Here is a 15,978-nt window from a genome sequence, read left to right as displayed (position 1 = left end):
CCTCAACTATTTTTTATTATTTTTCAAATTTTTTTGTAGCCCCCGTCTCACACTATTGCCACTTTATTTTGTACTGTTGAAATAAGAGGTTAAGCTAAGCGCACGCAATTTTCAGGAGACTGGAATGACAACCACACTGACCTGGCACGATGTGCTGGCGGAAGAGAAAACGCAGCCCTATTTCGTCAATACCCTGCGTACCGTTGCAGAAAAGCGCGCAGCGGGCATCACTGTCTATCCGCCACAAAAAGATGTCTTTAATGCGTTTCGTTATACCGAGCTTGGCGATGTAAAAGTCGTTATTCTTGGGCAAGACCCATATCACGGGCCGGGGCAGGCTCATGGGCTCTCTTTTTCCGTGCGTCCAGGGGTCGCACCGCCACCTTCCCTGCTGAACATGTATAAAGAGATGGAAAGTTCTCTGCCGGGTTTCATCCGCCCACAGCATGGTTATCTGGAAAGCTGGGCACGACAGGGCATTTTACTCCTTAATACGGTGCTCACCGTAGAAGCGGGGCGCGCGCATTCACATGCCAGTCTGGGTTGGGAAACATTTACCGATAAAGTTATTTCTTTGATTAATACCCACCGTGAAGGCGTCGTATTTTTACTGTGGGGTGCGCATGCGCAGAAAAAAGGACAAATTATTGACAGGAAACGTCACTGCGTTTTGCAGGCACCGCATCCGTCTCCGCTATCGGCGCATCGCGGTTTTTTTGGATGCGATCACTTCGTCAAAACAAACCGCTATTTAGCCGAACGCGGAAGCAGCCCTATCGACTGGCAGCCAACGCTTCCGGGAGACGCGGTGTAATACGGTGTTACAGGTCGCAGCATGTACCCATACTGCGACTCACCTCAGATTCACACGTACATCTGATATAAATGAATGCCGCCAATTGTCGGCAACGCGCCGCTCGTGTATCCCATTCGCAGCGCTGTACCGGGGTCGCGCCGATAACTTCCGGCTGCTACTGACAATTTTGGCGCCACCATTCCCCTAAAAGAATACCCGTCGCCACGGACACATTCAGGCTCTCAACATTTTCTGAACCATCGATGCGAATACGCAGATCGGCGTCGGCAAACGTTGTGTCACTTATACCGTCCTGCTCCTGCCCTAATACCAGCACCATTTTTTTAGGCAGCGCAGTCTGAAATAACGGCGCGCCCTGGTGGCTGGAAGTCGTCACAATGGAATATCCTGCGGTGCGAAAACGCTGCAGCGCCTGCGGGAAACTGCCATCGCTAATGGCTTTGACAAATTCAGCGCCGCCCGCGGCCGTGCGCACGGCCGCCCCAGATTCCAGCAGGGCCGGATCCTGCACCAGCAATCCCTGAACATTAAAGTGAGCGCAGGTACGCATAATGCCACCGAGGTTATGCGGATTTCCAATATCTTCCAGCGCCAGCACACAATCCTGCTCACGCGGCGTTTCGAGCCACTGCGCTACCGTAGTTCCTGCGCGTTTTTTAATTAAAAAACATACGCCACCGTGATGCTCCGTGCCGGATGCTTTCACTAGCTCGGCGTCATCCACCACGTGATAGGCCTTACGGTTTGCAGCCATCCAGCGCAGCGCCTCTTTAAACCGTGGAGTAACGCTTTGAACAAACCAGGCGCGAACAATCGACTCTGGCCGGTGAGAAAACAGCGCCTGGCAGGCATTTTCACCATAAACGCGCGTTTCTTCCGCGCGTTGACGGCGCAGCACCTCCGGATCGATAACACTTTTTCCACTGATGCCACCGTGATCGGGCGTCGGCGTGCTTTCACTGCCCGGCGCCCGGCTTACCGTTCTCCAGGGCGACGTTTCGCGCCGTGGCTCGCGCCCGCCGCGGTGATCTTCACGCGCGGGTCGGCGTTTATCGCCACGAGCAGGAGCTTTCCCCCCGCCTTTACCGGTTCTGGGATTTTGCCCACGCTTCTCATTATCGTCGCCGCTGCGGACATACATCACTTTGACTTTGCCGCTTTTATTTTTTTCGTCACTCATGTTTTTTCCTCCACCAGCTCTGCGCGAAGCGCGCAGATTACCCGATGTTCCCCGACTTAGCCACGATCTTTCACGGAGGTTTCATCCTGCGACACACGTTAACTATTTATTGGCGCTGGCTGAGGCTATTACATCCATCGGATAAACCACATTGTCGGCCCACTTTATTAAGGGAATAATTAACATTCATGAAACATACAGCCGCAGTTTACTCGCTGAGAGCGCTGACCTCCGAGGTTTATTATGAATACTGTTTGTGCCCATTGTCAGGCAATTAACCGGGTCCCGCATAATCGTTTATCCGACAACGCAAAGTGTGGGCGCTGCGGACAGTCTCTGTTTAACGGCAATGTCACCGATGCCACCAGCCACACATTGAATGCGCTATTAAAAGATTCCCTTCCGGTTGTTATTGATTTTTGGGCGCCGTGGTGCGGGCCTTGCCGTAATTTCGCCCCCATTTTTGAAGAAACGGCCAGGGAGCGCCGCCACGGCCTGCGCTTTTTGAAAGTAAATACGGAAGCGGAGGCCGCGCTCAGTGCGCAATTTCGCATTCGCAGTATTCCCACACTGCTGTTCTTTCACGATGGAAAAGTGATTGATACGCTCTGCGGCGCGTTACCGAAGGGTCCGTTTAATGAGTGGCTGGACGAAAATATCGCCAGCCTCACACCTTGTCTCGATGAGACGCCTCTGTAAGAATAGCGCTTTTTAACCGCCGCTAATGACTAAAAACGCCGTTCTCACGCTGCGCGCTGAACGCCTGGCGCGCTCAACCCGCCCGTTCCTCGCGCGTGGAAATCGTATTCGCCGCTGCCAGAATTGCCTGCTGCCTCAAACACAGTGCCTGTGCGATACCGTCACGCCTATACCGGCCCATAGCCGTTTTTGCCTGCTGATGTACGATACTGAACCGATGAAGCCCAGTAATACCGGACGCCTAATTGCCGATATTCTTCCTGACACGCTGGCGTTCAACTGGTCACGTACCGAAGCGCCATTGCCTTTGTTAACACTCCTCAATAGCCAGCAATATCAACCGCTGGTGGTATTTCCCGCCGCCTATGTCAAAAACGAAGAAAGGGCGGTAGTTCATCATTTAGCAAACCATAAGCCTCCTCTGTTTATTATGCTGGATGGTACCTGGCCTGAAGCACGGAAAATGTTCCGTAAAAGCCCGTGGCTAGACGCATTCCCGGTCATCTCCGTTAATCTGGAACGTTTATCAGGCTATGGTTTACGCGAAGCGCATGCCGGATATCAATATTGCACGGCAGAGGTGGCCGTTGCGCTGCTGGAAATAGCGAGCGATTTACCCGCAGCGCAGCAGCTATATGCGCACTTTACTCTTTTTCGTGAACGTTACCTGGCAGGAAAGCCCCATCATCAACCCGGCGTCACAGCGGAATTTCAGAAAACCGATTAATATCAGTTATTCGTTTGTCTGAAGGAGTGCGTATTACTATGAGCCAACGCGGTCTGGAAGCCTTGCTGCGCCCGCGTACTATCGCAGTTATCGGCGCATCGATAAAAACCGGGCGCGCAGGCAATATAATGATGCGTAACCTGCTTGGCGGTGGATTCTCCGGCTCCATCCTGCCCGTTACACCGGCTTACAGCGCCGTGTGCGGCGTGATGTCGTGGTCAGACATTAAAGCGCTTCCCTGCGCACCCGATTTGGCGATTATTTGTACTCATGCGGATCGAAATATTGCGCTATTAAACGCGCTAGGCGAAAAGGGTTGCAAAAGTTGTATTGTACTTTCGTCTCCGCCAGAACAACACGACGCGCTGCGGGCGAGCGCCGCCCGCTGGCAAATTAGGCTACTTGGCCCTAACAGCCTCGGATTACTGGCTCCATGGCAAGGCCTCAACGCCAGTTTTTCTCCGGTCCCAATTTATCCGGGACGCTTGGCTTTTATTTCGCAATCGGCCGCCGTTTCTAACATCATACTCGATTGGGCGCAGCAGCGTGAAATGGGGTTTTCATGGTTTATCGCGCTGGGCGATACGCTGGATATCGATATTGGTGAACTTCTGGATTTTCTGGCGCGAGACAGTAAAACCAGCGCCATCCTGCTGCATCTGGAGCACCTCAGCGACGCCCGGCGATTTGTTTCTGCCGCCCGCAGCGCATCGCGTAATAAGCCAATACTGGTGATAAAAAGCGGCCGCAGCGCCCGTGCGCAAAAACTGTTATCGGCGCCAACCGGTCTGGACGTCGCCTGGAACGCAGCGATCCAGCGCGCTGGTTTGCTACGCGTGCGGGATACCCATGAATTATTCTCGGCGGTAGAAACGCTCAGCCATATGCGCCCGCTGCGCAGTGAAAAGCTTATCATTATTAGTAACGGTGCCGCCCCGGCCGCACTGGCGCTGGATGAACTAGAAATGCGTGGTGGCAGGCTCGCCGTACTAACGGATGAAATACGCGAACAGCTTAAGAGCCTTTTGCCGGCGGGAGTCCATATAGATAATCCTCTGGATTTGCGTGATGACGCCACATCGGAACATTTTGCTCAAACGCTGGATATTTTATTAAACAATACTGTCACAGATGCAATTTTGTTTATTCACGCACCCAGCGCTACCGCCCCCGGTGCCGAGACGGCGCATCGATTAATCCAGAAACTAAAGCTCCACGCAGCGGGACGCTACGCCACTTTATTGACAAACTGGTGTGGAGAGCACTCATCGCTTGAGGCGCGGCGCCAGTTTAGCGATGCGGGAATTCCCACCTATCGAACACCGGAAGGCGCCGTCACCGCATTTATGCATATCGTGGAATACCGTCGTAATCAGAAACAATTACGGGAAACCCCGGCGCAGCCGGCGGGGCTAACGACGAATGCGCGCGAAGCGCATCAGTGTATTCGCAGCGCGTTAGCGGACAGCGTGACGCAGCTGGATACCTATCAGGCTCAGTCTATTCTCCAGGCCTACGGCCTGAATATATTACCGGCCCTGGCTGCGGAAGATAGCACTCAGGCAATCCATCTCGCTGAGCGTTTGGGTTACCCGATTGCACTTAAACTCCGCTCAGCGGATATTTCCCATAAATCAGACGTGATGGGCGTTATGCTGGCGCTGAGAACGCCGGAAGACGTTAAGCAGGCGGCTAACGCCATTATTGAGCGGGCAAAGCTTAACAGGCCGCAGGCGGCTATTCAGGGATTATTAGTCCAGAAAATGGCCGATCGGGCGGGCGCGCTGGAGCTGCGTATTGTCGTTGAACACGATCCGGTTTTCGGGCCACTCATTATGTTAGGTGAAGATGGCGCCGACTGGCATCCTAATGAACAGGCCGCCGCAGCCCTCCCACCGCTGAATATGAACCTGGCTCGCTATTTAGTTATTCAGGCCCTTAAATCACGGCGGATCAGAGAGCGCAGGGATACTAAGCCACTGGACATCTCTGGATTAAGCCAGGTGCTGGTTCAGGTTTCACACCTGATTATCGACTGTCCGCAAATCTATCGTTTAGATATTCACCCACTGCTGGCAAGTGGAAATACATTCACGCTGCTGGATATCTCCCTTGAACTCCGGTCTTTTGACGGTGACGGTGACGCGCGCCTTGCCGTACGCCCTTATCCGCAACAGCTTGAAGAAAGCGTCATTCTTAAAAATGAGACGCGCTGTCTGTTTCGCCCAATATTACCGGAAGATGAACCGCAATTACGCCGCTTTATAGGCCGCGTCACAAAAGAGGATCTTTATTATCGTTATTTTAGTGAAATCAATGAGTTCAATCATGAAGATTTAGCGAACATGACACAGATCGACTACGATCGAGAGATGGCGTTCGTCGCCGTTCAATCAGACGCCGGGACAGATATCATTCTTGGCGTTACGCGCGCTATTTCTGACCCTGACAATCACGATGCCGAGTTTGCGGTGCTGGTCCGTTCAGATTTAAAAGGGATTGGACTTGGTAGGCGCCTGCTGGAAAAACTCATTGCCTACTCCAGGGCTCAGGGGACGCGTCGGTTAAACGGGATTACTATGCCGCATAATCAAGGCATGATTGCGCTGGCCCGCAAGCTGGGTTTTCAGGTGGAGATTGCGCTTGAAGACGGCGTTGTTAACCTGTCTCTTCCATTAACCTAAGCGCATAAGTCATGATAGCCGCCAGGAAAACCTCACTATATGCCCGGTAGTAATGTTATGATTGCCAGCTTCTGTCATTTATATGCAACAGAAGGCCATCTATGAATAGAGAAGAATTGCACTGTGATGTTGTCTAAACTTAAACGTAACAAACATCAACAACACCTTGCCCAATTACCGAAACTGTCTCAGTCAGTTGATGATGTAGAATTCTTTTATGCCCCCGCAGATTTTCGGCAGGCACTGCTACAAAAAATCGCCGAAGCTACGCGGCGGATTTGTATCGTCGCCCTCTATCTTGAGCAGGATGATGGCGGGAAGAGTATTCTGACAGCATTATACGATGCCCTAAGGCGCCGTCCTGAACTGGAAGTCACTGTCCTGGTTGACTGGCATCGCGCGCAGCGCGGGCGTATTGGCGCTGAAGCCTCGGATACCAATGCCGACTGGTATCATCGGCTTGCCCAGGCTAATCCAGGGATTATCATCCCCGTTTACGGCGTGCCGATTAATACTCGTGAAGCGCTGGGCGTACTCCATTATAAAGGCTTTATTATTGATGACAGCGTGCTCTATAGCGGAGCCAGCCTGAATGATGTTTATCTCCATCAGCATGAGAAATATCGCTACGATCGCTATCAGCTAATTCGTAACCCACAGCTCGCCGATATTATGTATGGTTGGATTCAGCGATATCTGATTAACGGAAGCGCCGTGCATCGTCTGGACATCGCCGAGCGCCCCAAAAGCCCGGAGATTAAAAACGAAATCCGGCTTTATCGGCAGTCGCTGCGTAACGCCATCTACCGCTTTACGGGAAATGCCGGTAATAACGAATTGTCCGTCACGCCGCTGGTAGGATTAGGGAAAACAAGCCCGCTTAATAAAACGATTACCCATCTGATGCCATGCACCCGGCATAAATTGACTATCTGTACGCCATATTTCAATTTACCCGCAGGGCTGGTGCGTAACGTCATCCAGCTTTTGCGCGACGGCAAACAGGTTGAAATTATCGTCGGGGATAAAACCGCCAACGATTTTTATATACCAGAAGATCAGCCTTTTAAGATTATTGGCGCCCTGCCCTATCTCTATGAAATTAATCTGCGTCGCTTTTTGAGCCGTCTACAATACTATATGAACAACGGCCAACTCGTAGTGAGATTATGGAAGGATAACGATAATAGCTATCATTTAAAAGGCATTTGGGTCGATGATGAGTGGATGCTATTAACCGGAAATAACCTTAACCCTCGCGCGTGGAGACTGGATTTGGAAAACGCGATTCTTATACACGATCCCCGGCACCAGCTCGCCGCTCAGCGTGAGCACGAACAGTCGCTTATCCGTAAGCATACTACGGTGGTGCGCCATTATCGGGATCTACAAAGTATTGCCGAGTATCCGATTAAAGTGCGTAAGCTGATCCGCCGTCTGCGTAGGATCCGGATCGATAAGGTTATTAGCCGAATCCTTTAGTGCCTCAAGGGCTTTATTTGCAGGAAGCCCATCTTCGGGAACACTCTACAATGCGCGCTTTAGCTCTTTTGGTTGTGATATTACTCACGAATGGTTGCAGTCATGCGGCAAACGATGACTGGTACGGAAAAGATAAAGCGCAGCATTTTATGCTTTCTGCAATAGCCTATGCTGCCGGGCATGAGATGGTTAACAAACGGCCGGTGTCTACCGGGCGCTCTGTTCAGGCTGGCTTTTTATTTTCTTTAAGCCTGGGCGCAGGGAAAGAACTATGGGACAGCAGAGCCGCCGGCAGCGGCTGGAGCTGGTACGATCTCGCCTGGGATATTGCGGGAGCCAGCGCCGGCTACGCTATTTGGCAACTGGCAGATTAAAGCACCATACCCTTATCCTTACGATGCAGCATTAGCGACACAAAAAATGCCAACGCCCCCATCCCTGAAACATACCAAAAAAAACCACTCTCTGAGCCAGCCGCTTTCAGGGATAAGGCAACATACTCAGCCGAGCCGCCAAACAGCGCATTCGCTATCGCATAAGAAAGGCCGACCCCGAGCGCTCGCACCTGTGGAGGGAACATTTCCGCTTTAAGGATCCCGCTGATAGAGGTGTAAAAACTCACAATAAGCAGCGCTATCATTACTAGCCCAAAGGCAGCATAAGGCGAAGTTACGCTTCGCAATGCATTCAGCACAGGCACGGTCCCTACTGCTGACAGTAGGCCAAAACACAGCATAGCCGTGCGGCGCCCTATCTTATCTGAAAGCGCACCAAAAAGAGGCTGTAGCAGCATGAAGAGAAAAAGCGCCAGTGTCATAATTATGCTCGCGGTAGCGGCTGGCATGCCCGCCGTATTTACCAAATATTTTTGCATATACGTTGTGAACGTATAAAAGCAAAGCGACCCGCCGGCGGTAAAGCCAAGAACCATCAGAAAAGCGCGCCTGTTGCGCCATAACTCTTTTAATGAGCCCGCATCTTTTTTCTTGCGGATGTCGGCGTGCGAAGTTTCGCTCAATGAACGCCGGAGCCGCAGCGCCACGAGAGCAAGCATAGCGCCAATTGCAAACGGAATACGCCAGCCCCAGTCATGTAATTCTCTCTCAGTCAGGATATTCTGTAAAATGACTACGACTAATAGCGCCAGTAACTGTCCCCCAATCAGGGTGACATACTGAAAAGACGCATAGAACCCTTTCCGCCCTTCCACGGCAACTTCACTCATATACGTTGCGCTCGTTCCATACTCTCCGCCGACAGAAAGTCCTTGTAGCAACCGAGCCGCTAAAAGAAGTACCGGGGCCCAGACGCCTATGGTGTTATATCCAGGTAAACAGGCTATGGCTAAAGAGCCTATGCACATTAAATAAACCGATATAAGCATTGATGTTTTACGCCCACGCTTATCGGCAATACGCCCAAATAACCAGCCTCCAATTGGGCGCATGAGAAAACCAGCAGCAAAAATGCCGGCTGTCTGTAAAAGCTGGGTAGTTGTATTTCCCGATGGGAAAAAAATATGCGCAAAATAGAGTGAACAAAATGAGTACACATAAAAATCAAACCATTCCACCAAATTGCCAGAAGAAGCGCCAACTATCGCCCATACTCTGCGGCGCGTATCGCCAGAATTCAATGCTAATGACGGTCCCGGTGTGGTGGTATCGGCCATGAGATGCTCTCCTGTCTTATAGCGGATTAGCGCGGCTCTATCTAAGTTAAAAGTTCAATATCTACATCGTCTCAGCTGGCAGAAAGTATAAGTGTCATTACATGCAATGTATAAATAATGTTAATAATTTATTTTATTCTTATGGGTTGAACTCTTTGTAGCAAAAGTTAGAGATGCTCGTAAACCAAACTCTTTTGATATCTATTACTCAAATAGCGGTAAAACATTTTCCGGCGAGGGTTAACGGGGAATGCACGCCCCTTTTAGAGGCACCAATAATCGGTGACTAATCAACACTCGTTTTCAAACGGAAAAGTTTAAGTGACTACAGCACCGCAGGGCGGATGGTAAAAGTAATAACAAGCCGCTAAGCAAGCACGCTACTGCGAGTAATCATTTTAGATCGGTGAGTTAGCGACTCAATATTCGAACTATCAATGAGGATCAGGACTATGTTTGGTAGCTGAACCGCCTGCTCTGACGAGATAGGCTAAAATTTAACCGAATAACCGGCCTGTATCATCGCCGTACCATCGTGGATGATATCGACCCATCTCCTCATTGGTCGGGAACGCGGTCCTCTCTCCGGCACTTCTGACGAGTGGATCATGGCTGCCGGCCCGTCGAGCAGAGCAGTGCCCGGCGCCCCATCCCACTGACGGATTACGCAGAGACATCTGCCGCGTAGTGGCACAGGAAAATCTGGCAACCGGATTGAAAGGGTTATTTCACCCCAACGCCACGGCGCAGAGAAACAAAGTCCCGCATATGGCATGTGAGACGCGCGGCCGGGCGCGTGACGTTATGGTGCCAGGCATTCAGTAAAGGCCGCAGGGCCTGCGACAGCGGTCGTTCCGCTGGCTCGGCAGAATAAAGCCGCGCGTCCGCTGCGGGGAAACCGCCCCGGGGCGCCTCTCCCGCAGCCTGTCCGCAGCCGGTAAACACTGCGCGGGCCGGCGGGCGGTTACCCAGGCAAAGCCGCGCCCGGCGCAAACACGCGGTGATATTCTGGCTCATTGCGACGGCGTCAGGCTAAAGCATTACGGCGGCGGGCCGGCGCCGCAGGCGTCAGGGGGCAGATATTATTTTACCCTCAGACGCGGTCAGTGGCAGGGCAAACAGGATAAACAGGATAAACAGGATAAACAGGATAAACATAATCCGGCGCAGTGATAACCGGCCAGTGCGGCTACCGGCCGCGGGGCTTACGGCGTGAGCCTGTCCGGATGTGGCCGGGCCCGGTATCGCGCTGTTTTTCGCATAAAAAAACCCCGGCCAGATGACCGGGGTTCTTCCTGTATAAAAGCCTGGCAGTTCCCTACTCTCGCATGGGGAAGCCCCACACTACCATCGGCGCTACGGCGTTTCACTTCTGAGTTCGGCATGGGGTCAGGTGGGACCACCGCGCTGTCGCCGCCAGGCATATTCTGTCACCCGCCGCCGCACTCTCGCGCCGCCACGGGTCTTATCCGTCACAAACTGAAAATACTCTCAACCCCTCAAAACACCTTCGGCGTTGTAAGGTTAAGCCTCTCGGTTCATTAGTACCGGTTAGCTCAACGCATCGCTGCGCTTACACACCCGACCTATCAACGTCGTCGTCTTCAACGTTCCTTCAGGAGACTTTAAGTCTCAGGGAGAACTCATCTCGGGGCAAGTTTCGTGCTTAGATGCTTTCAGCACTTATCTCTTCCGCATTTAGCTACCGGGCAGTGCCATTGGCATGACAACCCGAACACCAGTGATGCGTCCACTCCGGTCCTCTCGTACTAGGAGCAGCCCCCCTCAGTTCTCCAGCGCCCACGGCAGATAGGGACCGAACTGTCTCACGACGTTCTAAACCCAGCTCGCGTACCACTTTAAATGGCGAACAGCCATACCCTTGGGACCTACTTCAGCCCCAGGATGTGATGAGCCGACATCGAGGTGCCAAACACCGCCGTCGATATGAACTCTTGGGCGGTATCAGCCTGTTATCCCCGGAGTACCTTTTATCCGTTGAGCGATGGCCCTTCCATTCAGAACCACCGGATCACTATGACCTGCTTTCGCACCTGCTCGAGCCGTCACTCTCGCAGTCAAGCGGGCTTATGCCATTGCACTAACCTCCTGATGTCCGACCAGGATTAGCCCACCTTCGTGCTCCTCCGTTACTCTTTGGGAGGAGACCGCCCCAGTCAAACTACCCACCAGACACTGTCCGCGACCCGGATTACGGGCCTGCGTTAGAACACCAGCCATTAAAGGGTGGTATTTCAAGGATGGCTCCGTGCAGACTGGCGTCCACACTTCAAAGCCTCCCACCTATCCTGCACATCAAGGACCAGTGTTCAGTGTCAAGCTATAGTAAAGGTTCACGGGGTCTTTCCGTCTTGCCGCGGGTACACTGCATCTTCACAGCGAGTTCAATTTCACTGAGTCCCGGGTGGAGACAGCCTGGCCATCATTACGCCATTCGTGCAGGTCGGAACTTACCCGACAAGGAATTTCGCTACCTTAGGACCGTTATAGTTACGGCCGCCGTTTACCGGGGCTTCGATCAGGAGCTTCTCGCAACGCGATAACCCCATCAATTAACCTTCCGGCACCGGGCAGGCGTCACACCCTATACGTCCACTTTCGTGTTTGCAGAGTGCTGTGTTTTTAATAAACAGTTGCAGCCAGCTGGTATCTTCGACTGGCTTCAGCTCCGTCAGCAAGTGACTTCACCTACGCACCAGCGTGCCTTCTCCCGAAGTTACGGCACCATTTTGCCTAGTTCCTTCACCCGGGTTCTCTCAAGCGCCTTGGTATTCTCTACCTGACCACCTGTGTCGGTTTGGGGTACGATTTGATGTTACCTGATGCTTAGAGGCTTTTCCTGGAAGCAGGGCATTTGTTACTTCATCACCGTAGTGACTCGTCATCGTGCCTCAGCGTTAAAGCAGACCGGATTTGCCTGGTCCACACGCCTACACACTTAAACCGGGACAACCGTCGCCCGGCTAACATAGCCTTCTCCGTCCCCCCTTCGCAGTAACACCGAGTACAGGAATATTAACCTGTTTCCCATCGACTACGCCTTTCGGCCTCGCCTTAGGGGTCGACTCACCCTGCCCCGATTAACGTTGGACAGGAACCCTTGGTCTTCCGGCGAGCGGGCTTTTCACCCGCTTTATCGTTACTCATGTCAGCATTCGCACTTCTGATACCTCCAGCAGACCTCACAGTCCACCTTCGACGGCTTACAGAACGCTCCCCTACCCAACAACACTTAGTGTCGCTGCCGCAGCTTCGGTGCATGGTTTAGCCCCGTTACATCTTCCGCGCAGGCCGACTCGACCAGTGAGCTATTACGCTTTCTTTAAATGATGGCTGCTTCTAAGCCAACATCCTGGCTGTCTGGGCCTTCCCACATCGTTTCCCACTTAACCATGACTTTGGGACCTTAGCTGGCGGTCTGGGTTGTTTCCCTCTTCACGACGGACGTTAGCACCCGCCGTGTGTCTCCCGTGATAACATTCTCCGGTATTCGTAGTTTGCATCGGGTTGGTAAGCCGGGATGGCCCCCTAGCCGAAACAGTGCTCTACCCCCGGAGATGAATTCACGAGGCGCTACCTAAATAGCTTTCGGGGAGAACCAGCTATCTCCCGGTTTGATTGGCCTTTCACCCCCAGCCACAGGTCATCCGCTAATTTTTCAACATTAGTCGGTTCGGTCCTCCAGTTAGTGTTACCCAACCTTCAACCTGCCCATGGCTAGATCACCGGGTTTCGGGTCTATACCCTGCAACTTAGCGCCCGGTTAAGACTCGGTTTCCCTTCGGCTCCCCTATTCGGTTAACCTTGCTACAGAATATAAGTCGCTGACCCATTATACAAAAGGTACGCAGTCACCCTCCATAAAGGAAGGCTCCCACTGCTTGTACGTACACGGTTTCAGGTTCTGTTTCACTCCCCTCGCCGGGGTTCTTTTCGCCTTTCCCTCACGGTACTGGTTCACTATCGGTCAGTCAGGAGTATTTAGCCTTGGAGGATGGTCCCCCCATATTCAGACAGGATACCACGTGTCCCGCCCTACTCATCGAGCTCACAACAGGTGCATTTTCATGTACGGGGCTGTCACCCTGTATCGCCGGACTTTCCAGACCGTTCCATTAACACACCCGCTGATTCAGACTCTGGGCTCTTCCCCGTTCGCTCGCCGCTACTCAGGGAATCTCGGTTGATTTCTTTTCCTCGGGGTACTTAGATGTTTCAGTTCTCCCGGTTCGCCTCATTAACCTATGGATTCAGTTAATGATAGTGCAACGAATTGCACTGGGTTTCCCCATTCGGACATCGTCGGTTATAACGCCTCATATCAGCTTACCGACGCTTTTCGCAGATTAGCACGTCCTTCATCGCCTCTGACTGCCAGGGCATCCACCGTGTACGCTTATTCGCTTAACCTCACAACCCGAAGATGTCTTCGGACTGCAGGCTTGAGAGACCCATTAAACGGTTATTCCGTTTATGGATTTTCAATTTTCAGCTTGTTCCGGATTGTTAAAGAGCAAATATCTCAGACCTGACTCCGCCTTCACGGCAAAATCAGCTTTGAGATACAGTGGCCGGTGACTTTCACTCACAAACCAGCAAGTGGCGTCCCCTAGGGGATTCGAACCCCTGTTACCGCCGTGAAAGGGCGGTGTCCTGGGCCTCTAGACGAAGGGGACACGAAAATTGTCTGTCACACATTGTGTGACATTTTCGTGTAGGGTGAGCTTTCGTTAACAGAAAGCGAACGGCTATATCCCGCCCTTACTCACGCCCAACGCGTAAACGCCTTGCTTCTTTTCTTTCATCAGACAATCTGTGTGAGCACTGCAAAAGACCGTATCTTCAGGTAAGGAGGTGATCCAACCGCAGGTTCCCCTACGGTTACCTTGTTACGACTTCACCCCAGTCATGAATCACAAAGTGGTAAGCGCCCTCCCGAAGGTTAAGCTACCTACTTCTTTTGCAACCCACTCCCATGGTGTGACGGGCGGTGTGTACAAGGCCCGGGAACGTATTCACCGTGGCATTCTGATCCACGATTACTAGCGATTCCGACTTCACGGAGTCGAGTTGCAGACTCCGATCCGGACTACGACGCACTTTATGAGGTCCGCTTGCTCTCGCGAGGTCGCTTCTCTTTGTATGCGCCATTGTAGCACGTGTGTAGCCCTGGTCGTAAGGGCCATGATGACTTGACGTCATCCCCACCTTCCTCCGGTTTATCACCGGCAGTCTCCTTTGAGTTCCCGACCGAATCGCTGGCAACAAAGGATAAGGGTTGCGCTCGTTGCGGGACTTAACCCAACATTTCACAACACGAGCTGACGACAGCCATGCAGCACCTGTCTCACAGTTCCCGAAGGCACTTCTCCGTCTCCGGAGAATTCTGTGGATGTCAAGACCAGGTAAGGTTCTTCGCGTTGCATCGAATTAAACCACATGCTCCACCGCTTGTGCGGGCCCCCGTCAATTCATTTGAGTTTTAACCTTGCGGCCGTACTCCCCAGGCGGTCTACTTAACGCGTTAGCTCCGGAAGCCACGGTTCATGACCACAGCCTCCAAGTAGACATCGTTTACGGCGTGGACTACCAGGGTATCTAATCCTGTTTGCTCCCCACGCTTTCGCACCTGAGCGTCAGTCTTCGTCCAGGGGGCCGCCTTCGCCACCGGTATTCCTCCAGATCTCTACGCATTTCACCGCTACACCTGGAATTCTACCCCCCTCTACGAGACTCAAGCCTGCCAGTTTCAAATGCAGTTCCCGGGTTGAGCCCGGGGATTTCACATCTGACTTAACAGACCGCCTGCGTGCGCTTTACGCCCAGTAATTCCGATTAACGCTTGCACCCTCCGTATTACCGCGGCTGCTGGCACGGAGTTAGCCGGTGCTTCTTCTGCGGGTAACGTCAATCTGATGGCGTATTAAGCCACCAGCCTTCCTCCCCGCTGAAAGTACTTTACAACCCGAAGGCCTTCTTCATACACGCGGCATGGCTGCATCAGGGTTTCCCCCATTGTGCAATATTCCCCACTGCTGCCTCCCGTAGGAGTCTGGACCGTGTCTCAGTTCCAGTGTGGCTGGTCATCCTCTCAGACCAGCTAGAGATCGTCGCCTAGGTGAGCCTTTACCCCACCTACTAGCTAATCCCATCTGGGTTCATCCTATGGCGTGAGGCCCGAAGGTCCCCCACTTTGGTCTTGCGACATTATGCGGTATTAGCCACCGTTTCCAGTGGTTATCCCCCTCCATCGGGCAGATCCCCAGACATTACTCACCCGTCCGCCGCTCGCCGGCAAAGAAGCAAGCTTCTTTCCGCTGCCGCTCGACTTGCATGTGTTAGGCCTGCCGCCAGCGTTCAATCTGAGCCATGATCAAACTCTTCAATTAAAGTTTGATGCTCAAAGAATTAAACTGTTAGTTCGTAATGAATTAACTGTTGTTCACTCTTGAGACTTGATAATCATTTTTCGTCCGAAGACGTTGATATCAGTGCTTTCGAGTGCCCACACAGATTGTCTGATAAATTGTTAAAGAGCAGTTGCGCCGGGCTTTCGCCCCGGTCGCGAGGTGGCGTATATTACGCTTTCCTCTTTCAGAGTCAACCCCATTTTTCAGGCGTTTTCTCTTTCGGCCCGGCCTTCACTTTCGTCTGCGCCGTGTCGATGGAGGCGCATTATAGGGACTGCTGCGTCCC

General features: G+C 52.5%; 9 protein-coding genes, 1 tRNA gene and 3 rRNA genes. 6 read left to right on the top strand and 7 right to left on the bottom strand.

Annotated elements, in window-relative coordinates:
• Positions 1-124 precede the first annotated feature (124 nt).
• Entirely contained in the window at positions 125-814 is a 690-nt protein-coding gene (gene ung / locus SFA31_RS10725) for a uracil-DNA glycosylase (RefSeq protein WP_322837958.1), read from the top strand.
• 157 nt (positions 815-971) lie between these two features.
• Here ung and SFA31_RS10720 read toward each other — a convergent pair whose 3' ends face one another.
• On the bottom strand, positions 972-1,997 hold the full coding sequence (locus tag SFA31_RS10720) for a tRNA/rRNA methyltransferase (protein ID WP_322837957.1): 1,026 nt from the start codon (positions 1,995-1,997) through the stop codon (positions 972-974).
• Between the two features lie 243 nt (positions 1,998-2,240).
• On the opposite strand from SFA31_RS10720, the gene trxC reads away from it, so the two are divergent.
• The 5 genes from trxC (at position 2,241) to SFA31_RS10690 (ending at position 7,963) form a co-directional block, all read left to right on the top strand.
• The gene (trxC, locus tag SFA31_RS10715) at positions 2,241-2,696 is read left to right on the top strand and encodes a thioredoxin TrxC (RefSeq protein WP_322837956.1); all 456 of its coding nucleotides are present in this window, start codon (positions 2,241-2,243) and stop codon (positions 2,694-2,696) included.
• 25 nt (positions 2,697-2,721) lie between these two features.
• Positions 2,722-3,423, top strand: coding sequence for a tRNA-uridine aminocarboxypropyltransferase (locus tag SFA31_RS10710; protein WP_322837955.1), 702 nt, complete (start codon positions 2,722-2,724; stop codon positions 3,421-3,423).
• A gap of 38 nt (positions 3,424-3,461) precedes the next feature.
• Entirely contained in the window at positions 3,462-6,107 is a 2,646-nt protein-coding gene (locus tag SFA31_RS10705) for a bifunctional acetate--CoA ligase family protein/GNAT family N-acetyltransferase (protein WP_322837954.1), read from the top strand.
• Between the two features lie 126 nt (positions 6,108-6,233).
• A complete protein-coding gene (gene pssA, locus SFA31_RS10695; RefSeq protein ID WP_322839351.1) occupies positions 6,234-7,589 on the top strand; it encodes a CDP-diacylglycerol--serine O-phosphatidyltransferase in 1,356 nt (451 codons plus the stop codon).
• Positions 7,590-7,639: 50 nt separating this feature from the next.
• Positions 7,640-7,963, top strand: coding sequence for a YfiM family lipoprotein (locus SFA31_RS10690; RefSeq protein ID WP_322837953.1), 324 nt, complete (start codon positions 7,640-7,642; stop codon positions 7,961-7,963).
• Here the strand turns inward: SFA31_RS10690 and SFA31_RS10685 are convergent.
• From SFA31_RS10685 to SFA31_RS10660, 6 genes are all read right to left on the bottom strand, one after another.
• Positions 7,960-9,261 (bottom strand): MFS family transporter, encoded by a 1,302-nt coding sequence (locus tag SFA31_RS10685; protein ID WP_322837952.1) that lies wholly within the window; start codon positions 9,259-9,261, stop codon positions 7,960-7,962. The genes SFA31_RS10690 and SFA31_RS10685 overlap by 4 nt on opposite strands.
• 723 nt (positions 9,262-9,984) lie before the next feature.
• The gene (locus tag SFA31_RS10680) at positions 9,985-10,278 is read right to left on the bottom strand and encodes a hypothetical protein (RefSeq protein ID WP_322837951.1); all 294 of its coding nucleotides are present in this window, start codon (positions 10,276-10,278) and stop codon (positions 9,985-9,987) included.
• Between the two features lie 288 nt (positions 10,279-10,566).
• A 5S ribosomal RNA gene (gene rrf, locus SFA31_RS10675) occupies positions 10,567-10,682 on the bottom strand.
• A 99-nt stretch (positions 10,683-10,781) separates the two neighbouring features.
• A 23S ribosomal RNA gene (locus SFA31_RS10670) occupies positions 10,782-13,692 on the bottom strand.
• Between the two features lie 190 nt (positions 13,693-13,882).
• A tRNA-Glu gene (locus SFA31_RS10665) sits at positions 13,883-13,958 on the bottom strand.
• A 171-nt stretch (positions 13,959-14,129) separates the two neighbouring features.
• A 16S ribosomal RNA gene (locus tag SFA31_RS10660) occupies positions 14,130-15,671 on the bottom strand.
• The 16S, 23S and 5S rRNA genes sit together here with 1 tRNA gene alongside, the layout of an rRNA operon.
• Positions 15,672-15,978: the final 307 nt, after the last annotated feature.

The sequence above is a fragment of the Erwinia sp. HR93 genome (genome assembly GCF_034555055.1).
GTDB lineage: Bacteria > Pseudomonadota > Gammaproteobacteria > Enterobacterales > Enterobacteriaceae > Apirhabdus > Apirhabdus apintestini.
Note: the sequence above shows the minus strand (reverse complement) of the source record. Positions and strands in the feature narration are given on the sequence as shown.

Excerpts from the sequence above, each read along its gene's own strand:
- SFA31_RS10710 (WP_322837955.1), top strand. The coding sequence starts at position 2,722 with ATGACTAAAAACGCCGTTCTCACGCTGCGCGCTGAACGCCTGGCGCGC.
- SFA31_RS10720 (WP_322837957.1), bottom strand. The coding sequence starts at position 1,997 with ATGAGTGACGAAAAAAATAAAAGCGGCAAAGTCAAAGTGATGTATGTC.
- SFA31_RS10690 (WP_322837953.1), top strand. The coding sequence starts at position 7,640 with ATGCGCGCTTTAGCTCTTTTGGTTGTGATATTACTCACGAATGGTTGC.
- SFA31_RS10685 (WP_322837952.1), bottom strand. The coding sequence starts at position 9,261 with ATGGCCGATACCACCACACCGGGACCGTCATTAGCATTGAATTCTGGC.
- SFA31_RS10705 (WP_322837954.1), top strand. The coding sequence starts at position 3,462 with ATGAGCCAACGCGGTCTGGAAGCCTTGCTGCGCCCGCGTACTATCGCA.
- pssA (WP_322839351.1), top strand. The coding sequence starts at position 6,234 with ATGTTGTCTAAACTTAAACGTAACAAACATCAACAACACCTTGCCCAA.
- ung (WP_322837958.1), top strand. The coding sequence starts at position 125 with ATGACAACCACACTGACCTGGCACGATGTGCTGGCGGAAGAGAAAACG.
- SFA31_RS10680 (WP_322837951.1), bottom strand. The coding sequence starts at position 10,278 with ATGAGCCAGAATATCACCGCGTGTTTGCGCCGGGCGCGGCTTTGCCTG.
- trxC (WP_322837956.1), top strand. The coding sequence starts at position 2,241 with ATGAATACTGTTTGTGCCCATTGTCAGGCAATTAACCGGGTCCCGCAT.